We start from the raw sequence: 24,231 nt of genomic DNA, 5'->3' as shown, positions 1-24,231 counted from the left end.
CCATGAGCGAATTCCCCACGCTGGAAAACTTCTTCGCCGCCTATTTCCATCAGGACTGGGCGTTGGAGCACGACTCGGCCGATGCCGTGGTCGACACCTACCGCGACAGCGAAAGCGATGCCACCGTGGCGCGGGCACGCGACGAACTCGACCGCCTGCTGGCACGTGATCTCGACGAGCTTGCGTTGGCCGCACAGCTGCGCGCGCTCGGCAGCGAATACGACCCGACGCTGGCCGGCGACAGCTGGCGCGGCTGGCTGGCCGCGATCGCACAGCGCCTGGCCGCAACGACGCCGTCGCCATAGGATGCCGACGCGCGCGGTGCGCACCGGCGGTGAAGCGCATCGCGCTCACACCAGAATTTTCGAGGAAGGCCGATGCGCAATAACGACAGGCACGTGACGCCGCGATGACGAGCAGCGCTTCAGCAGCCTAGGGTTTGCCCCGATGTCGCCGCGTGCGGCGTGCCGCCAGACTTGGCCGCGGTTCCCCCGCAGAGATGGCGTCATGGTCGATCCCTTGCGTGTCGATGTCGCCCGCACCTCCCCTCCTCCGCCGCCCACGTTCGCCGATCCCGCCGCCACGCAGGTGCGCGCGCAGCTCGCCGACGCCTCCGCCGCGCAACGCCCGGAGCTGGCCACCGAACTGCTGGGTGAGTTCGACGATGCCGCGCTGGCCATGCTGGCCGCGAGCGAGGACGGCCGCGCCACGCTGCAGGCGCTGGACGACGCCCTGGCCGAGGCGCCACCGGCGCTGCTGACCGCCGAGGGCGACCGCATGCGCCTGGCCGCGGCACAAGGCGGCGGCGATGGCGCATCCGCGCCGGGTGATCGCGGGGCCTTGCTGCTCGATCTCGGCCAGACCGCACTCGACATCATCGGCATCGTCGAGCCCACGCCGTTCGCGGACCTGGCCAATACCGGCGTCTCGATCGGCCGCGGCGAGTGGCTCGATGCCGGGCTGTCGGCGCTCGGAGTGATTCCCTACGTCGGCGATCTCGGCAAGCTGGGCAAGCTGCCGCGCCTGGCCGGCACGATCGAGAACGCGGTCGACATCGCCCGCACCGATCCCGGTTTCGCACGACAGGCCAGGCCGCTGCTGGAACGCATCAACGGCCTCATCGACAACGTACCGCTCGACGCGCTGCCCGCCTCCGCGCGCGAAGCCGTGGCCTCGATGAAGGGCAAGCTGGACGAGTTCTTCGGCGGCGCCGGCCGCTTCCCCGAGTTCGCCGACGGCGCGCGCCATGTCGACCCGGTGACCGGGCGCACCGTCATCGACGCGAAACCGGGCGCCACCGGCGGCTGGAACGCGACCCTCAACGTCGACCGCCTCGAACCCGACGCGCTCTACCGCACCGATACCGGCTATCTCTATCACACCGACGGCCAGGGCCGGGTGTCGCGCGTCGAGGGCAACCTGCAGCTCGGCGACGGCCCCCGCAACACCTACCAGCAGCAGGTATCCGGGCGCGAGGACCGCCTGCCGGACGACCAGGGCGGCCACCTGATCGCCTCGATCTTCCAGGGGCCGGGTGAGCAGATGAACCTGGTGCCGCAGAACGGCAACCTCAACATGGGCGCCTGGAAGCAGATGGAGAACGCCTGGGCCGAGGCGCTGAAGGCGGACCTGGACGTGCAGGTTAGAATCAACCCCGTCTACGGCGGCGACAGCCTGCGGCCGACGCGATTCGACGTCAGCTACCAGGTCGAAGGCCAGCCGCCCGCTACCCGAACGTTCCAGAACCGCCCCGGAGGCTGAGCATGATTCCAGGACAGGACGCCGATCTCTACCAGCGCATCGGTGAAATCCTGGCCTCGGTGATGCCGCCGCGGGCGCAGCGCATCAGCGCGCTGGCCACCGTCGGCGACGACTGGTCCGAAGTGTCGTTCGAGTTCGCCGGCGACGACGGCAAGCCGGCGCATTTCGGTTTCGACGCGCACCCCGCACAGGCGGCCGGCGATATCGGCGAGGCGCTGATCGAACTGCGCAAGCGGATGGCGGCCGACGGCAGCGACCCGTGGAGCCATTGCCGTTTCGACATGCGCCGCGACGGCAAGTTCGACCTCGACTTCGACTACACCCCGAGCGACGTCTGAACCCGGTTGCCGCGGCAACCGCGTCCCATTGCCTGGATCACATCGCCGGTGCGGACGCGCCCGCGCGATGCGGATAGCGCGCGAAGATCTCCGTCACCGTCGCGTCGATGCGGGCATTGCGCTCCTCGGGCTCGAGATTGGAGACGCGACCGACCGCGATCCCCTCCCAGACCAGGCGGTTCTCGTCGACGTCGACAAGGTCGATGTTCATCGTGCCCTCGGTGTAGCGATAGACGTGGGTGCGTTCACCCCAGTACGGCACCGCGAAGTAGGCGCGCGAGCGGTAGCTGTAGTAGTAGGCGTAGTCGACCGTCGGCACCGAGCTGACGTCGGTACGGCGTTCGAGATAGGCGTTGATGTTGACCCACAGGTCGGGATTCTCGGCATCGTGGACATAGCCGCGCGACTCCATCTGCCGCCGCACCGCGGCCTTGGCGGCCTCGCTGGTGGCGGTGGCATAGCCGTGCTTCTCGATCGCCAGCGGCGAGTAGAAGGCGTAGCTGCGGTAGCTGGAGAAGTCGGCGCGCGGATCGGCCTCGGCGGTGATGCGCGGACCGGTGGCGCAGCCGGCCAGCAGGGCCAGCATGCAGAGCCCGAACAACCGGGTGGCGAAGCGGCGATGGGCTTTCATGGCGGATCTCCGGGTGGCAGGGTGGAGGAACACTGGGCGGACGCCTCGAACGCGTCGCCGAATATACGGGATCGGCCGTCCAGCGGGCGCGAGCGCGCGATGAACAGCGGCGCGGCGCCTTCCCGACGCCTTCACCGGCAGACCGGTCGCCCGCGGCTAGATTGTCGCGCATGCCCAAATGCGTCCTGTTCGTCTGCACCGCCAACATCTGCCGCAGCCCGACGGCCGAAGCCATCCTGCGGCACCGGTTCGCCGGCGACGACGTCGCCGCCGCGTCCGCGGGCCTGATCGCCCAGGCGGGGCATCCGATCGATCCCCGCGCCGAAGCGGCGCTCGCCACCCGCGGCCTGACTGCGGGAGGGCACGTGGCGCGGCAACTGACACCCGCGCTCATTGCACAGGCGGACATCGTGCTTGCGATGGAGAAGCGGCACCTCGCCGCGCTGAAGGCGTTGGCTCCGGACGCGCACGACCGGACCTTTCTGCTGGGGAAGTGGCTGGGCAACGCCGACATCCCGGATCCGTACCGGGGCGGCGACCGCGACTTCGAACGGAGCTGCCAGCTGATCGGCGACGCGCTCGAGCATTGGTGCCCGCGCCTGCAAGGAATTTAACGAAATTTTGATGTTCATGAATGTAGTTCGCCAGATGAACGGCACGCACGCGAATAGGCGATGTCTACGAATTGTCCTGAATTCTTCATCTCGTGATCAGGTTTTTGTGACTAGAGTCGCGCATTATTGGATACCTGCTTCTCGGATACGGACGCGCCATGTCCGAATGCAGGTCAGCCGCTGAGGGGGGCGGTTGTTGTACGTGCATCCGCACGTAGCAGTCGACAGCCATAGCCCCGAGGAACGCATGGAGCATCCCAAGCTGGTAGCGGCTAGCGTTATTGCGCTGGCGGTCACTCTTTTCGCCATCTTCTCGCTGCGGCCGATCGCCCGACGCTTCGGTCTCGTGGACAAGCCGGACGAGCGCAAGCGCCATCGCGGCTACATTCCGCTGATCGGCGGCCTGTGCTTTTTTCTCGGCACCCTCGCCGGGCTGGTCTATCTGGGATATCTCGGCCGCTTCGTCTCGAGCCTGATGGCCGGCGCCGGGGTCATCGTGGTCATCGGCGTGATCGACGACCTCAACGGCCTGAGCGTGCGCTCGCGGGTGCTCGCCGAGGCCGCCGCGGTCTGCCTGGTCATCGCCGCTTCCGGCTACTACATCGACGACCTCGGAGCGCTTTTCGGCGAACCCACCAAGCTCGGCCTGCTCGGCATTCCGCTCACCGTGGTCGCGGTGATCGGGCTGATCAACGCGTACAACATGCTCGACGGCATCGACGGCCTGGCCGCCGCGATGACGATGGTCACCATCATCGCGATCCTGCTGTTCGGCGATGCGCGCCTGTCGGCGCCGGGCATCCTGCTGCTGCTGCAGGTCCTGTTCGCCGCGTTGATTCCCCACCTGTTCGTCAATCTTGGCTGGCCCGACGGACGCAAGGTCTTCATGGGCGACGCGGGGAGCATGCTGGTCGGATTCCTGCTGGCGTGGAGCCTGATCTATCTCAGCCATCCCAGCGTCGGACGCCTGGCGCCAGTCGATGTTCTGTGGTGCGTGGCGCTGCCGGTCATGGACACGATCGCCGTGATGTACCGCCGCTTCCGGAAGGGGCGCTCGCCGTTCGAGCCCGATCGCCAGCATCTCCACCATCTTCTGCTCGACGCCGGCTTCTCGCCACGGGCGGCGCTGCTGGCGATCGTCGCGACCAGCGGCTTCCTGGCGATGTTCGGCTACGCCTTGCGCAACTCGACCGATTTCGTGAGCACCGGCGCGTTCGTCGCGCTGCTGGCGGCATATGTCTTCTGGCTGCCGCAGCTGAAGCTCGAGCCGCCGGGCATGGCGCGCCGGCGTTCCGCGCGTGCCATCGCCGGCGCCCGTGCCCGCGCCAATGGCGGCGATGCGACCGTCCCCGTCCCCAAGGCCATGAACCCCGCGCAACCCCGCCAGCCGGTGAAGGCATTGTGCGTGATCTCGGCGGCGTCGGAAGCGGTCACCCTCGCCCCGATCGCGCAGCAGATCTCCCAGGACGACCGCTTCGAATCGAAGGTCTGCATCACCGCCGCGTCGGCGCGCGAAACCGAGGACGTGCTGCAGCTGTTCGATCTCCGGCCCGACATGAAGATCGAACTGGACACCGCCAACGACCAATCCGGCCGCGCCTCGCCCGCGGCACACAGTGGAATGGAGCGCGTACTGGACGATACGAAGCCCGACATCGTGCTGGTGCCCGCCGATGCCGACGCCGCGTTCGCGGCGACGCTGGCCGCGTACCGCCGGAATATCCCGGTGATATCGGTGGAAACGGGGGATTCGCCCGCCGCGGGCGCGACCGCGGGCGCCGATGCCCTGGCGCGCACGACGGTTCGCACGCTCGCGTCCCTGCACATGGCGTCGAGCCAGGCACGCCGGAACCTGATCGAGGAAGGCGTTCCCGCGGATCGCATCCTGGTCGCGGACAACACCGCCGCCGACACGCTGCATGCGGCGCTCGAACAGTTCCAGCACGACCTCGAGCTGAACCGCAAGCTGGCCAACCACTACCCGTTCCTGCGCCCGGACAGTCCCCTGCTGCTCGTGGTGGAGACACCCGACGCGGTCGACAGCGCCGAGGCGATCGCCCATGCGCTGCGGGAAGTGGCCGGCCAACGCCAGGATGTCGACATCGTCTGCCTCGTCCACCCGGGGTCGCCCGTCGCCGAACGCATCAATGCTCGGCTGGGCGGGCTGGCGAACACCCATGCGGTCGAGGCGCCGGACTACCTGGCAGCGGTCTACCTGATGCGCAACGCCGACCTGATCGTCGGCTGCGGCGAGTTGGGAGCGGAGGTGATCGAGATCGGAAACCCCATCGTGATCGTGCGCGGCGGCAGTGCGCCGGTCGCGACCGTGGAACCGAGCCACGTCACCCGGGTCCTGGCCGAAGGGGACGCGATCGCCCGGCTGGTGCTGTCGCTGCTCGACGGCGGGCGGGCGCAGGCCGCGACGGTCGGCCCCCGCAGGCACGACGGCAACGGCGCCCGCCAGCATGTCCTGGACGTACTGGCCGGCATGCGCCCGCGCACGCCTGCCGATGCATCGCGATTCGCGCCCCAGGCCCCGGCCGCCGCCGAACTGACCCGCGAACAGACGTGACCCCGCCGCGGTCGATTCCGCCATTCCCGCCCGCCCTGCCTCGACACAGGCGACCCACGCCACCGCTGACTGGTAGAACGAAATGACAAAAGCGCTGACGACACGACCGGATCCCCGCAAGCCGCTGCACTACGGCGACGAAGACATCGATCTGCCGATGCTGGCGACCACGCTGATGGAGAACAAGCGCCTAATCCTGTTCGGCACTGCGGTCTTCCTCCTGATCGGCATCGCCTACCTCGCGCTGGCCACCCCTCAGTACGAGGCCAATGCGGTCGTGCAGGTCGAGCGGCGGCCGCCGGCACTGCACGGCGCCAACGCCAGTACGGCCGCGCAGCCGGGTGCATTGGCGGAGGCATCCGCATCGACGGAAATACAGCTGGTGACCTCGCGCCGGGTCCTGGAAGAGGCGATGGCGCATCTCGATCTCGATATCCAGGTCGAACCGCATCGACTTCCGGTGATCGGCAACCTGGTGGCGCGGAGTTTCGCGCAGATGCAGCCGACCGGGCTGGCCCCGGCGTGGTTCGGCTACGGCTGGGGCGGCGAGCGGCTCGACATCTCCCGCCTGGAAGTGCCGGACGGCTTGCTCGGGGTCCCGTTGCAGCTGCGGGTCGAGGACCGCAGTCGCTACACGCTCTCGGATCCGGAAGGCAACGTGCTGGTGGACGCCGGCGTAGGCGAGAACGCCAGCGCGCGGGGCGTGCGCATCCGGGTCGATGCATTGCAGGCGCATCCGGGCACCCGCTTCGTAGCCACCCGTCCCGACCCGACGATGATCATGGCGGCGTTGAAGCGCGACATCACCGCGATCGAGCAGGGCCGGGAGTCGGGGATCATCTCCCTCACCTACGCCAGCGCGGATCCGCAGCGCGCCAAGCAGGTCCTGGACGAGGTCACGCAGGCCTACATCCGCCAGAACGTGGCGCGCAATTCCGCCGAGGCGGCCAAGCGCCTGCAGTTCGTGTCCGAACAGCTGCCGAACGTGCGCGACGAACTGTCGAAGGCGCAGGCGGCGCTGAACGCCTTCCAGAAACGCACGCGGACCCTGGACGTACAAGTGCAGAACCGTGCCCTCCTCGACCAGACCGTGACGCTTGGAGCGGGCATCCAGCAGCTGCGCATCCAGATGGTCGAGGCCGCCGGCCGCTACACCAGCGAGCATCCGGCCTATCGCACGCTGCAGCGGCAGATCGGCCAGTTCGAGGGCGAGAGGCAGGAACTGGAAAGCCGCATCCAGATGCTGCCGGACATCCAGCAGGGCCTGTTCCGGCTCAACCGCGACGTGGAGGTCACCAACCAGACGTACGCCAGCCTGCTCGACCAGGCGCAGCACCTGAACATCGCGCGCGCCAGCGCGGTGGGCAACGCGCGGATCGTCGATCCGGCCGCGGTCAACCGCAACAATCCCACCTGGCCGAAACCGCTGCCGGTCCTGGCCGGCAGCATCGCGCTCGGATCGATGCTGATGATCGCCCTGGTGCTGCTGCGGCAGACCTTCCGGCGCGGCGTCGAGGATCCGGTGGACATCGAACTGCTTGGGATGCCGGTGTTCGCCTCGGTGCCGTTCAGCCGGAAGGGGCAGGAATTCTCGCTGCCGGCCGGGCGCCTGCGCCGCGACGGCCGCCCGAACCTGCTGGCCCTGCGCGCACCGTCCGACCTGGCCATGGAGGCGCTGCGCACGCTGCGCACCAGCCTGCACTTCGCACGCCGGCAGGCCAACAACAACCTGATGATGATCGTCGCGCCGAGCCCCGGCGTCGGCAAGACCTTCGTCTGCGCCAACCTGGCGGTGACGATGGCCCAGGCCGGGCAACGCGTCATACTGGTGGATGCGGACATGCGTCGCGGCGCCGTGCACCTCGCGGTGGGGACCCGGTCCAGGGGCGGCTTGTCGGAGCTGCTGGCCGGCGAAATCTCCATCGACGATGCGATCCGCAAGGTACCGGGCGCCGAGAAGCTGTCGTTCATCTCGCGCGGCGCGGTTCCGCCCAATCCGTCGGAACTGTTGATGGATTCGAACTTCGCAAGGGTGTTGAAGCTGCTCGAGCGGAACTACGACGTCGTCATCATCGACACCCCTCCGGTGCTGGCGGTGACCGACGCGGCCTTGATCGGACACCACGTCGGCACCTGCCTGATGGTGGTGCGCTGGGGCCGCAACCAGCAGCGCGAGATCGCGCTCGCCAAGCAGCGGCTCGAGCAGAACGGCGTCGAAGTCAAGGGTGCGATCTTCAACGGCGTGCAGAATCGCGGCTCCGGCCGCCATTCGTACAGTCACTACGCGTACCTGCCCGTCAACGACATCTCGCGCTGACGGGGCCCCGGATGCAGATCTGCATGTCGCCGTATTACGGCAGGCCCGACTTCTCGGAGCTGTGCGAAAACGGTTCCGCGCGCGGGGCGCTGGATCTCGTTTCCGTCGCCGATACCCTGCGCAACGCGTTCGTCTACCCGCCCTACTCCGTGTTCGAGGACGTCAGGCTGGTGACGTTCGGCTTCTGTCCGCAGCACGACATGCACACCAGCCCGGTGTTCAAGTTCAAGTTCCGCGGCGTGGGCAGCGCCGCTCCGGAGGACGAGAACCGGGACTGGGTGAGCACCTACCATCGCCTGCTGTGCGAGGCGGTCTCCCATTCGTGCGAACGGATGCGCACGCCGTGGCTGCTGCAGAGCGGCGGCAAGGATTCCACCACGCTGGCGATCGCCGTCGCCGACGCGCGGCCGGACACCGCCTGCATCACCTACCTCGGCGGCCACGAGGAGAACGAGGTCGACTCCGCGCGCCGGGTCGCGCGCGAACTCGGGCTGAGGCACGAAACCCTCGTCTGCTCGCCGGGACGGGCCTATGATCGCTATCTGGCGATCGTGCCGCGCATGCCGCTGCTGACGGCGGACTTCGCGCTGCTGTCCTACGTCGACCTGGCGACCGAAATCGCCGATCACGGCGGCGACGGCGTGATCGACGGGCTCGGCTCGGACACGTACTTCGGTGCGCCCATCAGCTCGCGGCAGCGATGGCTGGCCCGGCTCGCCCGGCAGTGGCGGGTACCGAGCCGCATGGCCGAGCTGCCGGGTATCGACCGCAGCTTCCTGCTGTGCTTCATGCTCGGCACCCTGCAGATGAGCATGATCGAGCGCGTGTTCCCCGGCTCGCGCTTCACCGATGCCGAAGTCGACGCGCTGTTCGGCCGTCCCATCGCCAAGGTCTCGCGCAACCGCCTGGCCCTGTTCGAGGACGAGATCGCCACTGCGTCCAGCGATTGGGAGTGGCGGGCGATGTCCCTGTCCATCGCCGGATCGACCGGCGCGTTCGCCAAGGGGCTCTACACCGCCAGCGCCCTGTCGCTGGACGCGGCGTACCCGTTCTGCGACCGGGCGCTGCGCGAGTGGGTGCATCACGAAGTGCCGCAGTCGCAGAAGATCGACCCGGTCTCGGGCCTGGGCAAGGTGCTGGTCCGCAAGCACATCGCCACGCGCTTCGGCCACCTGCCCTACGTCACGCAGAAAGGCAGCTTCCGCTTCGATCTCTGCGGCTTGGCACGCGAGCGGTTCGACCTCGTCCGCGATCATGCGCAGCGCGCCCGGAAGGTGCTTCCCGGCGCCGTCTCCTGGCTCGATCGCAACCGGTGCCGGCTCGACAACAAGTATCACGCGTCCAAGTTCTACCTGCTCGCGATCGTGCTGCCGTGGCTGGTGCAGCACGGCCGCGACGCCGTGCCGGGAGCGGACACACCATGAAGCGGCGGCCTACGGACGACATCGCGGCAGCGGCGCGGCGGAATTTCCTCGGTCATCTGGCAGCGCTGGCCGCGGCCGCCGCGGCCGGCGGTGCGATTCTGGCGGTCGCGCGCCCTGCGGCCGCCGCAGCGAGAGCGCGCGGGAGCGCGCGGATCGACGTCCGCGAACACGGCGCAAGCGGGGACGGCGTCAGCGACGACACCGCCGCGTTCCAGGCGGCGATCGATGCATTGCCGGACGACGGCGGCACCGTGCGCGTACCGCCCGGCGCCTATCTCATCGATCCGACGCGCAGCGTCCGGCTGCGCAGCCGGATGCACCTGGCCATGGCCGATGGCGCCAGGCTTCTGGCCAAGGCCAATGCGGCGCCGCGCGCATACGTATTGCTGGCGCAGGAGGTCCGGGATGTCGAGATCTCCGGCGGCCGCATCGTCGGCGACCGCGATACGCACCTGGCGGAAAGCGGCGAGTGGGGGCACGGCATCCGGATCCGCGGTTGCGTGGGCGTCACCGTCCGCGACATCCGTATCTCCCATTGCTGGGGCGACGGCATTTCCGCGGGCGGAATCATGGCCAGGGGGCGGCCATCGCGCCCCGGCCGCGACTACCTGTTCGAGAACGTGCTCTGCACCGGCAACCGGCGCCAGGGGCTCACCATCGGCAGTTCGCGGCGCGTGCGCATACGCGGTTGCGAATTCAGCGACACCGGCGGCACGCCGCCGGGCGCCGGCATCGATATCGAACCGGACACCGATGTCGCACGCGATGTCGTGATCGAGGATTGCCTGATCCACGGCAATCGCGGCCCCGGCATCTCGCTCTACAAGCGCGCCGCCGAGGTAACGATCAGGAAATGCACGATCGAGCGGAATCGCGGCGACGGCATCCTGGCCGTGACCGCGATCGACTGCGTCTTCGCCGACAATACCATCCGCAACAACGGCCTGAAGGGCATCCTGGTGCGTACCGGCTCCCGCAACGTGCGCATCACCGGCAATCGCTTCAAGGCCAACGACCGCGGCCGCGGCGGCAAGCGGCAGGTACGGATCGCCGACGACAGCGTCGCGGTCGGCATCGATGCGGACAACGTGTTCGAGTAGCCAGGCCTGCTGTCGCTTCCGGTGCCGGCCTCACTCAGGCCGGCCGCCGTGCGGTCCGCAGTCCCAGTCGGTGCAATACCACCTTCGCTGGTGCCTTCATCGGCCGGATCAGGGCGCGATAGAAAATGCCCTTGATGCGGTTCTGGCGTGGAATCCGCCAACCGAATCCTTCGTCGACCGCGTAAAGACAGGGATTGCAGCATCCGCACGGCTCCCAACCGTTGCGCGGCTTGTGACAGAAACAGGTCATGCCCAGAAGATCCAGCCAACCGCGCTCGCCGGCGAGATCCGCGGTTTCCCGCTTGCCAAGCTCGAACAGGGGAAACGAGAAGCCCCCGAACACCGCGTACTCCCTGGTGTGCCGGTACTCCCGGCCGATGCGGTAGGTCCGATAGCCATCCTCTTCGGTCGGCGTCGCGAAAGGCCCGATGATTTTCTGGATCCTGCCGCCACGATGGCCGGCACCCAGCTCGAGTCGCTCGATGCCCCGTTGCCTGCAGAACCTGGCGAGCCATTCGTACTGGCTCCCGATGAACGTCTCCGCGGAGATGCGCTCGAACGCATCCGTAACGTCGGGATCCGGTGCCAGGCCCGCGATGTCGAACTGACGGACCGGTGCCAGCAACCCGCGGGTATGCGGATGGTCGTCGAACAGGCGGTTCCGGATGCGGGCCATGGCCGCCAGTTCGGCTTGTGTGGAAGGCCGAGTGGGATCCAGCAGGTAATGCGGCACGACCTCCCGCCTGTGCAGCAGCAGCAGTTCCAGCAGACGGAAGCTCGAGTCCCATCCACCGGTCCAGAGCAGATGCACCGGCGGATGCGCCGCCCGGTCCGCGCCCGCGGGCTCACCCGCGAGATCGTTCCCGGCAGAGACGTCCGCATTGCCTGTTGCCATTGAGCGTCACCCGTCCATCGACCTGGCCCACAGCTTATCGGGGCAGTCCCGAATGATGGCGTAACCATCCGTCAAGCCTCCGTATGCATCCCGGAGGGCTGCCGTTGCCGAGGCCACCTGCCCGTCAGCGAACGGCCTGTCGTGCATGCGTACCGTCCTTTCCGCGTCTCGCTCCTGCCCCGAGGCAACACGGATGCCTGCGGATTCATCCGCCGCTCATCGCCGCAACGAGGCTGAATGCGTGATAGCCATTCATCATGAATTGGGCCGAACTATCGTAGTCATCAATATGAATTGGAGCAAGGATGAATGGTTCACCCCTGGATAGCCGAAAATGCTCACAGTTCAGGGCATTCCGGGTTTTCGTGCGCATTTCGTACGTTAGAGTGCGACCCGGTCACGGATGTCTTCGTGGCGTGAATTCACCCTCTCACCCGTCTCCTGCCGCAAGGCAGCCCAGAAAGGGAACATACTCTTGAAGAATGCCGAACTCGTGCAGGCGCTGCACGGGGCTGAATTGCCTCGCAGAAATTTCCTGCGCACCTCGCTACTGATGGCCGTCCCGGCGGCACTGGCCGCCAGCGGAATGCCGCACGCGGTCGCCTCGATCTCCACTTCCGCATACACCCCGCCGCGCCGCGCCCGTGGCGCCGCGACCGTGGACGTCCGCAACTTCGGCGCGCTCGGAAACGGTTCGAATGACGACACGACGGCGTTCCAGCGAGCCATCGACTCCCTGCCGAGCGCCGGCGGTACCGTCACCATACCCGCGGGCAATTACGTGATCGATCCCACCCGCAAGGTCCGCCTGCGCAGCAAGATGCACCTGAAGCTCGCTTCTGGCGCCACGTTGCGCGCCAAGCGCAACAGCGCCGATCGCGCCTACGTGTTGATGGCCTACAAGGTCAGCAATGTCGAAATCTCCGGCGGCCAGATCATCGGCGATCGCGACGCGCACCTGGGAACGACTGGAGAATGGGGACACGGCATCCAGGTCCTCGGGTCCTCGCGGGTGACGGTGCGGGACATCAAGGTTTCCAGGTGCTGGGGCGATGGCGTCTGTGTCGGCGGCGCGATGGTCGCCAACGCCGATCCCATCCCGTCGGAGGATGTCGTCATCGCGAACATCGTCTCCACCGGAAACCGCCGCCATGGCCTGACGATCGCCAATGCGCACAACGTGAAGGTCTACGACAGCGAGTTCAGCAACTCCCACGGCCTGGCCTTCGGGTGCGGTATCGATATCGAGCCGAGCAACAGCAACACGGCGACCAACATGCATATCGAGAACTGCCTGATCGAGAACAATGCATCCAACGGCATCCTGGTGTACAAGCGGGTCAGCGGTACCGCCATCAAGAAATGCACCATCGCCAGGAATGGCGGATACGGCATTCTCACGATCGCACCGCGCAGCGGCTATGTCGCGCAGAACAGGATCCGGCACAACTATCTCGAGGGGCTGATGCTGCGTGCCGGCACCCGGGATTATCAGGCCAGCGGAAACTACTTCCGCAACAACAAGACCCGTCTACATGGCGTGAACACCTCCGGAGGCCGGGCGGTGCCGATGACCGGCCTGGTCGGCGGCAACCGGGGCACCGGTGCCCACATCCAGAAGACCGCGGACTGCGTCGGCATCCGGGTCACCACGAACTACTACGCCAAGTGACCTTGTGACGGATGCCGGCCGACGCTGGCATCCGTCGCTGTTTTCACCCCGGGGCAATTTTTCTGAATGCTCCGCTAACCGTCCCCGGCGCCGGCGATGGCGACCGGCGGTTGCTGGCTAGAATCGTTCGCTGGCCTCTATTGGTTCGGCGTTGACATCGATGCCCGGCGATTGCCGGGCGCGAGATGGCGGCGCGCGAAAGCCCGATGAAGTTTGCCTTCTTCGCGAACACCGACTGGTACCTGTACAACTTCAGGTTGGCGACGGCGTTGCGGCTGCGGTCATTGGGCGTCGAGACCGTCATGATCTCGCCGCCCGGTGAATTCGGCCGCCGCTTCGCCGACCACGGGATCCGCTGGCTGACGCTGCCGATGGATCGCGCCAGCCTCAATCCCCTGCGGGAAGCCTTGCTGCTGCGGCAGCTGACGCGGCTGCTGAAGCGCGAGCGTCCCGACCTGCTGCACAACTTCACGGTGAAATGCGCGGTCTACGGTGCGCTGGCGGCCCGCGCCGCCGCGGTACCGGCGGTGGTCAACGCCGTCGCCGGCATGGGCTACGTGTTCACGAGCGACCGCGCAAAGGCACGCCTGCTCAGGCCGATCGTGAGCGCGCTGATGCGCTGCACGCTGGGTAGCGGAAACTCGCGCGTCATCCTGCAAAACCCCGACGACGCCGATGCATTCGCCGAACTTCGGCTTGCGGCGCCGGAGAAGACGCGCATGATCCGCAGCTCCGGCGTCGATACCGGCCGTTTCCGTCCGGGCGGCCGTGACGCCGAAACCGCGCGTCCGCTGCGCGTGGTCCTGGCCGCACGGCTGCTTTGGGAAAAAGGCATACGGGAATACGTCGACGCGGCGATCCTGCTGGGACAGCAAGGCCGGCGCATCGAACTTCTGCTTGCCGGCACGCCGGACCCCGGGAACCCGCGCTCGGTCCCGCGCGATGAGGTCGAACGCTGGCACCGCGACAGATTGCTGCAATGGCTCGGCCATGTCGACGACATGGCCGCGTTGCTGCGCGAGGTCGACGTGATGGCGCTTCCCAGCTATTACCGCGAGGGCGTGCCCAAGAGCCTGATCGAAGGCGCGGCCTGCGGGCTGGCGCTGGTCACCACCGGGCTGCCGGGATGCCGCGAGGTGGTCACCGAACACGACGTCGACGGCTTGCGCATCGAGCCACGCTGCGCGAAATCGCTGGCAGAGGCGCTGGCGCGGCTGGACGACGACCGCCCACTGCGGCGGCGGCTCGGTACCCGGGCACGCGAACGGGCGCTGCAGCATTTCGACGAGCGGATCGTCATCCAGAAGACCATCGACGTCTACGGCGAGGTGCTCGGATCGCCGTTGACGGGCGCTGCGCCGCAGTACGCCAGCGCATCATGATCCCACGCCCGGGGCGGTCGGCGGTCGCCGCGATTTCGACGCTCGGGATCGCCACGGCGCTCGGGGCCGGTTTCGTGTTCCTGGCCCAGGCAATCCTGGCGCGTCGCCTCGGCCCGTCCGACTACGGCCTGTTCGCCTCTTCGCTGGCGACGGTGACGATGGTGGCGCCGCTCGCCGGCTTCGGGCTGTCGCAGTTCCGCCTGCGGGTGTACGGCGCCGAAGGCTGGACGGCGGACCGCTGGCTCACGGCGTCGCTGCGGTTCACTGCATGGAGCGCCCTGCTCACCGTCGGGCTCGTTGTCGCCTGGGCGCTCTTCGGCGGCCCGGTGGACGCGTCGACGCGATCGATGCTGCTGCTGCTTTGCCCGGTGATCCTGGGCGTGCTCGCAGTCAATCTGGTCAGCAGCAAGATGCGCCTGGAGGATCGCTATGCCGCCCTGGCGGGCCTGCACCTGCTGATGCCCGGTGGCCGCCTGCTCGTCGCGCTGCTGGCGCTGCTGATCCCCGCCATGACCGTCTACTCCGTGGCGCTGGGCTATTGCGCGGTCGCGCTTCTGGTCGTCGCGCTTTCCCTTGCGCCGACGCGCGCCATGCTGCGCGGAGAAATGCGCCTGCAGGGACATGGGCCGCGCGTGGCTGCGCCGCCGCGGCCGGTTCCCGCGGTCGCGGAACTCTGGCGTGAAGCCTGGCCTTACGGCGTGGCAGCCATACTTTACCCGGTCTTCTTCCAGGTGAGCACGGTGCTGGTCAAGTACATCAACGGCGACGCCCAGGCCGGACGCTATGGCATCGCCATGGCGGTGATGACCGCGATCTACCTGCTGCCCGCCACCATCTACCAGAAGTTCCTGCTCTCCAAGCTGCACCGCTGGGCGGTGCACGACAAGCCGAAGTTCTGGCGCATCCACCGCCAGGGAAATCTGGCGATGCTGCTGCTGGGACTGGTCGTCGGCGCAGGACTGGCGGCCACGGCGCCGCTGCTGGTGCCGCTGGCGTTCGGCGAGCAGTACCGCGGGGTGGCGGCGATCCTGATGGTGCTGGCGCTGGCGATCCCGGTCCGCTTCCTCTCCACGTCCGTGGGCTCGGCGCTGCTCACCGGCGGGCATATGCGTTATCGGGTCCGCGCCATGGCGACGGCGACGTTCGCCGCGATCGCGCTGAACGCGATGCTGATTCCCGTGTTCGACGAATTCGGCGCGGCCGCAGCCACGGTGGCGGCCGAGCTCCTGCTGTTGTCGGCCATGTATCGCGGCGTGCGCCGCGTCAAACGATCCGCGGAGGCATGATGGAGCACGAAACGATGGAACGCGAGCTGCGCGTCAGCTTCACCGGCTACTACGGCATGCGCAACTTCGGCGACGACCTGTTCGGCGCGATCTGCACGGCCGCGGCGTCCCGGTTCTGGAACGCCAGGCCGCGCGTGGTCGGCCCGGCGATCGACGGCGTGGACGCGCGCTACACGATGCCCAGCTGGTATCCGCCGGCGGTGTACGGCGCATCGAACGTGCTGGGCAGGGCCAGCCGCATGTACAGCTTCGCCCGGGGCCTGCATGGGACCGACGTGCTGGTCATGGGTGGCGGTTCTGTGATCACCGGGCGCGGGTCGTTCCGCGAGCCGCTGATGCTGTCCGCCCGGCGCCGCGGCCGGTTGCAGCTGGCGGCGCTCGGCGTGTCTATCGGCCCCTTCGACGATGCGGCCACGCAGGACTCGGCCGCGGCGTTCATCCGCCAGTTCTCGTACATCGCCGTGCGCGATCGCCGCTCCTACGAACTCGCCGTCGCGATGGGAGTCGGCGATCGGACCCACCATGGCCGCGATCTGGCGGGCCTGTTACCGCTGCTGTTGACCCCGCCCGCCCGGCCGCCGCTTCCGGTGCCCGGACAGACGCTGCGCATCGGACTGGCCCCATGCAACCACCTCCCCCGGCCCGGCTATCCGACGCCCGAGCCAACGGCGCTACAGTCTTCGCTGGCCGAAGCGCTGGTCCAGCTGAACAGGCGCTATCGGGTGCAGGCGGAGGTCTTCAGTCTCAACGATCACCCCATCCACGGCGACCTGCGGCTGACCTGCGCCCTGCAGCAGGAATTGTCCGCCCGGGGGCTCACCGCCCGGCAGGTGCGCTATCGGCGCAGCGATCCCGTCGCCACCGCCCGCGCGATCGCGGGTTGCGATGCGTTCATCAGTACCCGCCTGCACGGTGCGATCGTAGCCTACCTGCTGGGCGTTCCATTCATGATCGTCGATTACCATCCAAAATGCGTGGATTTCGCTGATGACATCGGCCTGCCCGGGTCGCGGCGGATTACCGCACGACGCCACGATGCCGCCGCAATCGGCGACGGGATGGGGTCGATGCTCGACGCAGGCGACGCGCCCACCTTTCCGCGCGACGTCTATGCGCGACAGGCGCAGGAGATCTTCCAACGCGCCCCTTGGGCGACTGCGGGTGCAGCCTCATGAGTCCCCATGCGCCGCCGATCGACGCCCGTCCGTTCGCGCCCGTGAGCGTGGTCGTCCCCTGCTATCGCTGCGCTGACACGATCGCGGCCGCGGTTGCCTCGATCGCCGCGCAGACCTTGCCGCCGGCGCAGGTGCTGCTGGTCGACGACTGCAGCGGCGACGGCACGCTGGAGACGCTGCGTTCGCTGGCCGAGACCTACCCGCCGGGCTGGATCGAGGCCGTCGCGCTGCCCGCCAACGGCGGCCCGTCGCGGGCGCGCAATGTCGGATGGGAACGGGCGACACAGGACTACATCGCCTTCCTGGATGCCGACGACACCTGGGCACCGCGCAAGCTCGAGCTGCAGATGCAGGCACTCGGCGCCGACCCGCAGATCGCCCTGATTGCGCATCGCGTGCAGGTGCGCGAGCGCGGACTCGGGCCCCTCGCGTTGCGCAAGCCGATTCGCACGGCCATCGTCGGCCGCCGCCGCCTGTTGTTCAACAATCCGTTCGCCACGCCCTCGGTCGTGCTGCGGCGCGACCTGCCGTTCCGGTTCAACGAGGACTTCCGCCACGTCGAGGACTTCCTGTTGTGGGCGCAGATCGCGCACTCCGGATACCGCTGCGCCAAGATCAACCAGGTCCTGGCATACCTGCACAAGCCCGCCTACGGCGCCGGCGGACTGAGCGGAGATCTCGAGGCGATGCGTCGTGCCGGCCGCAAGGTCGGAGACGAGCTGCAGCGACTCGGCCTGGTCAGCGGCCGCGAGCGCATGCTTACCCGTAGCGTCGGCGCGGTTCGCCGCGCGCGCCGCAACCTGCTGCTGCTGCTGCGGCGTTTCCGTCCGGGAGGCCTGTCGCCATGACCATGACCGTGACTACCGGGGACGCCGCGCTGCGACCGCGGCGCCGAGCCGATACGGCGATGGCGACCGGCTTGAACCTGTTGCTGCTGCTTGCCGTGGCCATCTTCGGCTGCTGGCTGATCGGCACCCGCCCGTTCGATGTCGGTACCGACACCAGCGCCTATGCCGGCCTCTACCAGCGCCTGGGCACCGGAATGGTCGAGACCCGGCTGGAACCGGGTTTCGTCTATCTCAGCTATGTGCTGCGACAACTGGGCCTGGGCGTGGTCGGCTATCAGGCGGCGCTGTTCGCCCTGCTGCTGGGAGCCGCCACCGTCGCCACGCGCCGCTACTTCCACTACCTGGGCGACACGCGCGGATACTTCACCCTCCTCAGCGCGGCGCTGATGCTGTTGCTGATCTCGCCGATGTTCGTCAACGCGTCGATCAACGCGATCCGGCAGGGAATCGCGGCGCCGCTCGTTTTCGCCGCGCTGCTGTCGTTCCATCAGCGGGACTGGTGGAAATTCGCCCTGTACGGCACGCTGGCCAGCAGCTTCCATTACTCCTCGCTGCTGTACCTCGCGTTCGCCCCGGTGCTCTTGCTGCGGCCGGACGTGCAGCGCTACCTGGCCGCGGCCGCCTTCCTCTGCTACGTGTCGGGCCTGTCGTTGATCGTCGTGCGCACCGCGCTGCCGTCGTTGTACCAGACGGTCATGGAATACACCGCCACCACCCGCTTCGAGTCCGGCGTGCGCATCGATTTCGCCGTGTTCTCTATCTTCTGGTACGCCCTGCCGCACCTGCTCGCGCCACTGGTGCCCCGGCCGTATCGCGAAAGGATCAAGAACAGCACCGCGGTCTACCTGGTCATGCTGCTGCCGTTCTTCTCGATCGGCTGGGGCTTCTTCTCCAATCGCTATCTGTTGCCAGGCTGGCTGGCGGTTTCGCTGATCCTGGCGGCGGTGCTTTGCCACAGCCGGATCGCGCTCCTGCGCAACCCCTTGCTGGTACGGATAGGCCTGGTCGCCTCGTGCGCTGTTTTCTATGTGCTCGTGACCAACGTCATCGTGATCTGACGCACCCCCGCATATGCTGTCGTTGCTACAGGACCTCCTCCTCGCGCTGATCTACCCGCCGATGCTGTCGCTCTGCCTGCTCGTGTGCGGCGGACTGGTGCTGCTCCTGCGCTGGCGCCGGTCGGCGGCGGCGATCATGGTCTTCGCCGTCGCATGGTCGCTGGTGTGGTCGATCCCGCAGGCCTCGGACTGGCTGCGCGGCCGTCTCGAATCCCGCCACCCGACCGTGGCCGAGGCGGCCCTGCCGGAAGCGGACGCCATCGTCGTGCTCGGCGGCGGGTACTACGGCTGGCTCAAACGACGGAACGTCGATCCCGAACAGTTGAAGGGCAGCCGGCTCGCCGCCGGCGCACGCGCGTGGCAGGCGCGGCGCGCCCCGGTCGTCGTGCTCTCCGGAGACGGCAGCGAGGCCCCGAAGATGGCCGCAGGGATCGCCAGGCTGGGCGTGCCCGCCTCGGCCGTCGTGCTGGACGACCGCAGCCGCAGCACGCGCGACAACGCGCGGTTCACGGCGGTGCTGGCGGAACGACGCGGGATGGAGCGGATCCTGCTGGTGACCTCGGCACTGCACATGCCCCGCGCCTTGCGCGCGTTCCGCAATGCCGGGCTCGACGCGGTTCCCGTGCCCGTGCCGGAAACCTCGCCTCGCGTGGGCTGGCGCGAACGCTGGCTGCCGTCGCGTCGTGCGCTGTGGCGAAGCAGCCGCGCGCTGAAGGAATACGTCGCCTTAGCGGCCCTGCACCTGACGGATGAACGGAGGCCCCGGACACGGTCTTCGCACCGCGTAGACACCGCTGAATCGGGAGCCAACGCCGGCCCGGAAAAGCGACGGACGTCACAGGAAAGCGTTAGTCTTCGATCGGCAACGGTGTGCATCGGACGCGGCACCGCGCGTTTCTTCCCCCGCCAGCGTCCGACCGCGGCCGGCTCTTAGCACCGTCTTGAGCGCCCGACCGCCAGGATGCGCCCACCCAGCACGAGGCGCCGAGCAGCCATGCCGAAATCAACGATTCTTCCTTTTGCGGCCACGACAATCGCGGTCATCGTCCTCAGCGGATGCACCGGTCAGCACATGTCGGTGCGCGACGTGAACAACCACACGCTGGTGCAGGAAGGCGATGTCACGATGGTCCCGATCACCTCGCAGCTGGTCTCGCAGGGGCCGAAGCCGGCGACGGAAATTCCGGCCGAACTCACCGAATACCGGCCCGACTCGTACCGGATCCATCCGGGCGACACCATCCTGGTCACCGTGTGGGATCACCCCGAACTGACCACGCCCGCCGGCAGCCAGCAGCAGGCCGTCAGCAACGGACGCCTGGTGAAGCCGGATGGCACGCTGTTCTATCCCTATGCCGGCAACGTCGACGTCTCCGGCATGACGATCGAGGAGTTGCGCGAGACGCTCAGCAACCGGCTTTCCAAGTTCCTGCTCGAGCCCAAGGTGGACGTCAACGTGGTCGGCTTCGGCAGCCGGGTTTCACTGCAGGGCGCGTTCGTCGACACCACGCCGCAGGAACTGACGACGGTGCCGCTGACGCTGTCGCAGGCAATCGGAGCGGCACAGGTCGATGTCGACGAAGCCGACCTGTCCGGCCTGGTGCTGATGCGCGACCAGCGAAACTACCGGATCGACCTGGACGCCCTGAACCGCAACGGAAACGTGGCGCAGCAGATCTACCTGAAGCCAGGCGACCACCTGTTCCTGCCGTTCAACGACCGCAAGGAAATCTATGTGATCGGCGAAGTGCTGCGGCCGCAGGCAATCACCTTCAAGACCAGCGACATGACCCTGACGCAGGCGCTGGGCCGGACCGGCGGCCTCAATCCGGCCACCTCGAAGGGCGGGGCGGTCTACGTGATCCGCGGTGTCGAGGAGATGCAGAACGCGCCGGCGACGGTCTACCACCTGGACGCCAAGTCGCCGGTCGCCTTCGCCCTGGCCGACCGGTTCTCGCTGCGCGCCGGCGACGTGGTCTGGGTCGGACCGGCCGGCGTCACCCGCTGGAACCGGTTCCTCACCCAGCTGCTGCCGCTGACCGGCATCATCAACAACGCGGCGGCCGCGCAGTACAACATCGACCGCACCAGCAACTGACGCCGGGAGACCAGCGCCAGAGTGCCGGGCCGGCAGGATTGCCGGCCCGGCCGAGAACCGGAGACGGACCATTGGCCGCCACGCAACGGACCATCGACCGGCCACGGCCCCGGAAACACGCCTCGCCGTTCTTCCGACGCGAACCGGCCCGGCCACGCCGCCGCGGTCACTCCGGCCGATACACCTCGGCGCCCTCGTCGCGGAACTGCCGCGACTTCTCCATGCCGGCCTCCAGCGCCGCCCGCTCGCCCAGCCCGTGCTCGGCGGCGTACTCGCGCACGTCCTGGGTGATCTTCATCGAGCAGAAGTGCGGGCCGCACATCGAGCAGAAGTGCGCCAGCTTGTGCGCGTCCTTGGGCAGGGTCTCGTCGTGGTATTCCTTGGCCCGTTCCGGATCCAGGCCGAGGTGGAACTGGTCCTCCCAGCGGAATTCGAAGCGCGCCTTGGACAGCGCGTTGTCGCGCACCTGCGCGCCAGGATGGCCCTTGGCCAGGTCTGCCGCGTGCGCGGCGATCCTGTAGGCCATGATCCCCTCGCGCACGTCGGCGCGGTTGGGCAGGCCCAGGTGCTCCTTGGGCGTGACGTAGCAGAGCATCGCGGTGCCGTACCAGCCGATCATCGCCGCGCCGATCGCGCTGGTAATGTGGTCGTAGCCGGGCGCGATATCGGTGGTCAGCGGGCCGAGCGTGTAGAACGGCGCCTCGCCGCATTCGGCCAGCTGCTTGTCCATGTTCTCCTTGATCAGCTGCATCGGCACGTGGCCGGGACCTTCGATCATGGTCTGCACGTCGTGCTTCCAGGCGATCTTGGTCAACTCGCCGAGGGTTTCCAGCTCGCCGAACTGGGCGGCGTCGTTGGCGTCGGCGATGCAGCCCGGGCGCAGCCCGTCGCCGAGCGAGAAGGCCACGTCGTAGGCCTTCATGATGTCGCAGATGTCCTCGAAGTGCTCGTAGAGGAAGCTCTCGCGATGGTGCGCCAGGCACCACTTGGCCATGATGCTGCCGCCGCGCGAGACGATGCCGGTCACGCGCCTGGCCGTCAGCGGCACGTAGCGCAACAGCACCCCGGCATGGATGGTGAAGTAGTCCACGCCCTGCTCGGCCTGCTCGACCAGGGTGTCGCGGAAGATCTCCCAAGTCAGCTCCTCGGCGCGGCCGTCGACCTTTTCCAGCGCCTGGTAGATCGGGACCGTCCCGATCGGCACCGGCGAATTGCGCACGATCCACTCTCGCGTCTCGTGGATGTGCTTGCCGGTCGACAGGTCCATCACCGTGTCGCCGCCCCAGCGGATCGCCCAGACCAGCTTCTCCACTTCCTCGGCGATGCCCGAACTCACGGCCGAGTTGCCGATGTTGGCGTTGATCTTGGTCAGGAAGTTGCGGCCGATGATCATCGGCTCGCTTTCCGGATGGTTGATGTTGTTTGGCAGGATCGCGCGGCCGCGGGCGATCTCGTCGCGCACGAACTCGGGCGTGATCAGCGTCTGGATGTTCGCGCCGAAGGACTCGCCCGGGTGCTGCGCCAGCAACCCGGCATCGCGCACCGCCTCCAGGCGCTGGTTCTCGCGGATCGCGACGAACTCCATTTCCGGCGTCACGATGCCGCGCCTGGCGTAGTGCATCTGGGTGACGTTGGCGCCGGCGGCCGCACGCCGCGGCAGGCGCCGCGAGGGGAAGCGCACCGCGTCGAGCTTCGCATTGGTCTCGCGGGCGCGGCCGAACTCCGAACTCAGCCCCGCCAGTTCCTCGGTATCGCCGCGCTCGGCGATCCACCGCGCGCGCAGCGGTGCCAGGCCGGCCGCCAAATCGATGGCGGCATCGGGATCGGTGTACGGCCCGGACGGGTCGTAGACCGTGACCGGCGGATTGTCCTCGCCGCCGAACAGCGTCGGCGTCTTCGTCAATGCGATCTCGCGCATCGGCACGCGCAGATCGGCGCGCGAGCCGGCGACGAAGATCTTGCGCGAGCCGGGAATCGGACGGGTAACGGATTCGGAGAGCTGCTCGGTCTGCTGCAGCAGCGGGGAGGGCACGGCATTCATGGCATTCGTCCTGTGGAATCGCTCGGGGAGCCGGGACGAAGCGGGCGGCGCACGGACGGAGCGATCCCCGGTCCTGCGAAGCTTCCCTACGCCGGTGTCAACCGGATCAGGTTCGAAGGGTCTGTCTCAACCGCCGCCTGCGCGCCGGTACCCCCGCTTCAGCCGGCATTACACCACAACCGGCGCACCGGCTCCCTTCATGCGCGGCGAAGCGGGATCTGCCCGTCCTGGCGGCGGGCGAAAAACGCGGCGTCAGTCGGCGAGCGCGTCCATCTTCGCCGCGTGGTCGCCGATGATGCGCAGGGTCGTGGCGTCGTCGTCGAACACCGAGTACAGCCCCTGCGGCTCCTGCGGCGGATCGCCGGTGAAGGCATCCCCGGCTTGCCACATGTAGTCGGCGTTGGCGGTGCGGCCGCGGCCGCCCCAGGCCCAGAAGTTGGAGCCGGCGATCGCGTCGCCGGCGGCGGCGCGCTGCTGCAGGCGCGCGAACACCGTCTCGTAGAAGCGGTCGCGGTAGCGCGTGGTCGTCTCCGGGTCGAAGCCGCCGTCGTCGCGGTTGAGGCCGAACTCGGACAGCACGACCGGCTTGCCGAGCTTGCCGGCGATGTCGATGTGGCGGTCGATGTAGGCCAGCGAGGTTTCCAGCGCCGACGGCCAGGTCGCCTCGGCGTCGCGCGGATCGAACCAGTTCCAGAACGCCGATGCGGGCGCCGCTTCACGCTGCAGCCGCACAATCGCCCGCCGCCGTTCGCGGACGGTCGCGAACGCGAACGCGCCGTGGGCGCGATCGAATTACCGCTTGACGCGGTGCATCATGATCCGCTATTGCTGTCGCCATGCTCGCCGCATCCGCCCGCCCCGCCTGCCGCCACTGCCCGCAATCGCGGACATTGGTTGCACGCGTGACGATTACCACCACCGGTACCGGTAGCACCGGCACCGGAGTGCGGACGCGCGTGTCCATCGCCTGACCTGACCACGCCGCTCCGCACCCGATCCGGGTGCGGCCAGGCGGCCAC

General features: G+C 68.0%; 20 protein-coding genes and 1 riboswitch. Of the genes, 16 read left to right on the top strand and 4 right to left on the bottom strand.

The window, feature by feature from the left end:
- The first annotated feature begins 2 nt into the window (after positions 1–2).
- The 3 genes from AB5T46_RS00625 (at position 3) to AB5T46_RS00615 (ending at position 2,099) form a co-directional block, all read left to right on the top strand.
- Positions 3–305: a contact-dependent growth inhibition system immunity protein gene (locus tag AB5T46_RS00625; RefSeq protein ID WP_370561855.1), complete on the top strand. Its 303-nt coding sequence runs from the start codon at positions 3–5 to the stop codon at positions 303–305.
- Between the two features lie 202 nt (positions 306–507).
- A complete protein-coding gene (locus AB5T46_RS00620; protein ID WP_370561854.1) occupies positions 508–1,761 on the top strand; it encodes a DNA/RNA non-specific endonuclease in 1,254 nt (417 codons plus the stop codon).
- A gap of 2 nt (positions 1,762–1,763) precedes the next feature.
- Positions 1,764–2,099, top strand: a complete 336-nt coding sequence (locus tag AB5T46_RS00615) for an immunity protein YezG family protein (protein WP_370561852.1) — start codon at positions 1,764–1,766, stop codon at positions 2,097–2,099.
- Positions 2,100–2,136: 37 nt separating this feature from the next.
- Here AB5T46_RS00615 and AB5T46_RS00610 read toward each other — a convergent pair whose 3' ends face one another.
- A complete protein-coding gene (locus tag AB5T46_RS00610) occupies positions 2,137–2,730 on the bottom strand; it encodes a DUF4136 domain-containing protein (RefSeq protein WP_370561851.1) in 594 nt (197 codons plus the stop codon).
- Between the two features lie 170 nt (positions 2,731–2,900).
- On the opposite strand from AB5T46_RS00610, the gene AB5T46_RS00605 reads away from it, so the two are divergent.
- The 5 genes from AB5T46_RS00605 (at position 2,901) to AB5T46_RS00585 (ending at position 10,757) form a co-directional block, all read left to right on the top strand.
- Complete coding sequence (locus AB5T46_RS00605; protein WP_370562414.1) at positions 2,901–3,344, top strand: low molecular weight protein-tyrosine-phosphatase; 444 nt, start codon at positions 2,901–2,903, stop codon at positions 3,342–3,344.
- Positions 3,345–3,591: 247 nt separating this feature from the next.
- Positions 3,592–5,916: a UDP-N-acetylglucosamine 2-epimerase gene (locus AB5T46_RS00600; protein WP_370561850.1), complete on the top strand. Its 2,325-nt coding sequence runs from the start codon at positions 3,592–3,594 to the stop codon at positions 5,914–5,916.
- A gap of 82 nt (positions 5,917–5,998) precedes the next feature.
- Positions 5,999–8,233: a polysaccharide biosynthesis tyrosine autokinase gene (locus AB5T46_RS00595; protein ID WP_370561848.1), complete on the top strand. Its 2,235-nt coding sequence runs from the start codon at positions 5,999–6,001 to the stop codon at positions 8,231–8,233.
- A gap of 23 nt (positions 8,234–8,256) precedes the next feature.
- A complete protein-coding gene (locus tag AB5T46_RS00590; RefSeq protein ID WP_370561847.1) occupies positions 8,257–9,657 on the top strand; it encodes an asparagine synthase-related protein in 1,401 nt (466 codons plus the stop codon).
- Positions 9,654–10,757 carry a right-handed parallel beta-helix repeat-containing protein gene (locus AB5T46_RS00585; RefSeq protein ID WP_370561846.1) on the top strand — a complete coding sequence of 368 codons (1,104 nt, stop codon included), beginning with the start codon at positions 9,654–9,656 and terminating at the stop codon, positions 10,755–10,757. The genes AB5T46_RS00590 and AB5T46_RS00585 overlap by 4 nt, the downstream gene beginning before the upstream one ends.
- A gap of 34 nt (positions 10,758–10,791) precedes the next feature.
- Here AB5T46_RS00585 and AB5T46_RS00580 read toward each other — a convergent pair whose 3' ends face one another.
- On the bottom strand, positions 10,792–11,652 hold the full coding sequence (locus AB5T46_RS00580; RefSeq protein ID WP_370561844.1) for a hypothetical protein: 861 nt from the start codon (positions 11,650–11,652) through the stop codon (positions 10,792–10,794).
- A 475-nt stretch (positions 11,653–12,127) separates the two neighbouring features.
- On the opposite strand from AB5T46_RS00580, the gene AB5T46_RS00575 reads away from it, so the two are divergent.
- From AB5T46_RS00575 to AB5T46_RS00540, 8 genes are all read left to right on the top strand, one after another.
- Complete coding sequence (locus AB5T46_RS00575; RefSeq protein ID WP_370561842.1) at positions 12,128–13,324, top strand: right-handed parallel beta-helix repeat-containing protein; 1,197 nt, start codon at positions 12,128–12,130, stop codon at positions 13,322–13,324.
- Positions 13,325–13,530: 206 nt separating this feature from the next.
- Positions 13,531–14,706 carry a glycosyltransferase family 4 protein gene (locus AB5T46_RS00570; RefSeq protein WP_370561841.1) on the top strand — a complete coding sequence of 392 codons (1,176 nt, stop codon included), beginning with the start codon at positions 13,531–13,533 and terminating at the stop codon, positions 14,704–14,706.
- A complete protein-coding gene (locus AB5T46_RS00565) occupies positions 14,703–15,992 on the top strand; it encodes an oligosaccharide flippase family protein (RefSeq protein WP_370561839.1) in 1,290 nt (429 codons plus the stop codon). The genes AB5T46_RS00570 and AB5T46_RS00565 overlap by 4 nt, the downstream gene beginning before the upstream one ends.
- Before the next feature lie 56 nt (positions 15,993–16,048).
- Positions 16,049–17,167, top strand: coding sequence for a polysaccharide pyruvyl transferase family protein (locus AB5T46_RS00560; protein WP_370561838.1), 1,119 nt, complete (start codon positions 16,049–16,051; stop codon positions 17,165–17,167).
- Positions 17,164–18,015 (top strand): glycosyltransferase family 2 protein, encoded by an 852-nt coding sequence (locus AB5T46_RS00555; RefSeq protein ID WP_370561837.1) that lies wholly within the window; start codon positions 17,164–17,166, stop codon positions 18,013–18,015. Before AB5T46_RS00560 ends, AB5T46_RS00555 begins: the two co-directional genes overlap by 4 nt.
- 59 nt (positions 18,016–18,074) lie before the next feature.
- Entirely contained in the window at positions 18,075–19,073 is a 999-nt protein-coding gene (locus AB5T46_RS00550) for an EpsG family protein (protein WP_370561836.1), read from the top strand.
- A gap of 13 nt (positions 19,074–19,086) precedes the next feature.
- Positions 19,087–20,007 (top strand): YdcF family protein, encoded by a 921-nt coding sequence (locus AB5T46_RS00545; protein ID WP_370561835.1) that lies wholly within the window; start codon positions 19,087–19,089, stop codon positions 20,005–20,007.
- A gap of 153 nt (positions 20,008–20,160) precedes the next feature.
- Entirely contained in the window at positions 20,161–21,171 is a 1,011-nt protein-coding gene (locus AB5T46_RS00540) for a polysaccharide biosynthesis/export family protein (RefSeq protein ID WP_370561833.1), read from the top strand.
- 166 nt (positions 21,172–21,337) lie between these two features.
- Here the strand turns inward: AB5T46_RS00540 and thiC are convergent, their stop codons facing one another.
- Positions 21,338–23,212 carry a phosphomethylpyrimidine synthase ThiC gene (gene thiC, locus AB5T46_RS00535; RefSeq protein ID WP_370561832.1) on the bottom strand — a complete coding sequence of 625 codons (1,875 nt, stop codon included), beginning with the start codon at positions 23,210–23,212 and terminating at the stop codon, positions 21,338–21,340.
- 65 nt (positions 23,213–23,277) lie between these two features.
- Positions 23,278–23,377, bottom strand: a riboswitch (TPP riboswitch).
- Positions 23,378–23,464: 87 nt separating this feature from the next.
- On the bottom strand, positions 23,465–23,944 hold the full coding sequence (locus AB5T46_RS00530; RefSeq protein WP_370561830.1) for a glycoside hydrolase 5 family protein: 480 nt from the start codon (positions 23,942–23,944) through the stop codon (positions 23,465–23,467).
- Between the last annotated feature and the right edge of the window lie 287 nt (positions 23,945–24,231).

Origin of the sequence: Luteimonas salinilitoris, assembly GCF_041300785.1 — a bacterium.
GTDB classification, from domain to species: domain Bacteria; phylum Pseudomonadota; class Gammaproteobacteria; order Xanthomonadales; family Xanthomonadaceae; genus Luteimonas; species Luteimonas salinilitoris.
Note: the sequence above shows the minus strand (reverse complement) of the source record. Positions and strands in the feature narration are given on the sequence as shown.

What these genes read in the sequence shown, in the direction of transcription:
- AB5T46_RS00615 (WP_370561852.1), top strand. Translation starts at nt 1,764, where the DNA reads ATGATTCCAGGACAGGACGCCGATCTCTACCAGCGCATCGGTGAAATC.
- thiC (WP_370561832.1), bottom strand. Translation starts at nt 23,212, where the DNA reads ATGAATGCCGTGCCCTCCCCGCTGCTGCAGCAGACCGAGCAGCTCTCC.
- AB5T46_RS00570 (WP_370561841.1), top strand. Translation starts at nt 13,531, where the DNA reads ATGAAGTTTGCCTTCTTCGCGAACACCGACTGGTACCTGTACAACTTC.
- AB5T46_RS00620 (WP_370561854.1), top strand. Translation starts at nt 508, where the DNA reads ATGGTCGATCCCTTGCGTGTCGATGTCGCCCGCACCTCCCCTCCTCCG.
- AB5T46_RS00590 (WP_370561847.1), top strand. Translation starts at nt 8,257, where the DNA reads ATGTCGCCGTATTACGGCAGGCCCGACTTCTCGGAGCTGTGCGAAAAC.
- AB5T46_RS00550 (WP_370561836.1), top strand. Translation starts at nt 18,075, where the DNA reads ATGGCGACCGGCTTGAACCTGTTGCTGCTGCTTGCCGTGGCCATCTTC.
- AB5T46_RS00625 (WP_370561855.1), top strand. Translation starts at nt 3, where the DNA reads ATGAGCGAATTCCCCACGCTGGAAAACTTCTTCGCCGCCTATTTCCAT.
- AB5T46_RS00560 (WP_370561838.1), top strand. Translation starts at nt 16,049, where the DNA reads ATGCGCAACTTCGGCGACGACCTGTTCGGCGCGATCTGCACGGCCGCG.
- AB5T46_RS00555 (WP_370561837.1), top strand. Translation starts at nt 17,164, where the DNA reads ATGAGTCCCCATGCGCCGCCGATCGACGCCCGTCCGTTCGCGCCCGTG.
- AB5T46_RS00605 (WP_370562414.1), top strand. Translation starts at nt 2,901, where the DNA reads ATGCCCAAATGCGTCCTGTTCGTCTGCACCGCCAACATCTGCCGCAGC.
- AB5T46_RS00600 (WP_370561850.1), top strand. Translation starts at nt 3,592, where the DNA reads ATGGAGCATCCCAAGCTGGTAGCGGCTAGCGTTATTGCGCTGGCGGTC.
- AB5T46_RS00595 (WP_370561848.1), top strand. Translation starts at nt 5,999, where the DNA reads ATGACAAAAGCGCTGACGACACGACCGGATCCCCGCAAGCCGCTGCAC.
- AB5T46_RS00610 (WP_370561851.1), bottom strand. Translation starts at nt 2,730, where the DNA reads ATGAAAGCCCATCGCCGCTTCGCCACCCGGTTGTTCGGGCTCTGCATG.
- AB5T46_RS00545 (WP_370561835.1), top strand. Translation starts at nt 19,087, where the DNA reads ATGCTGTCGTTGCTACAGGACCTCCTCCTCGCGCTGATCTACCCGCCG.
- AB5T46_RS00580 (WP_370561844.1), bottom strand. Translation starts at nt 11,652, where the DNA reads ATGGCAACAGGCAATGCGGACGTCTCTGCCGGGAACGATCTCGCGGGT.
- AB5T46_RS00565 (WP_370561839.1), top strand. Translation starts at nt 14,703, where the DNA reads ATGATCCCACGCCCGGGGCGGTCGGCGGTCGCCGCGATTTCGACGCTC.
- AB5T46_RS00585 (WP_370561846.1), top strand. Translation starts at nt 9,654, where the DNA reads ATGAAGCGGCGGCCTACGGACGACATCGCGGCAGCGGCGCGGCGGAAT.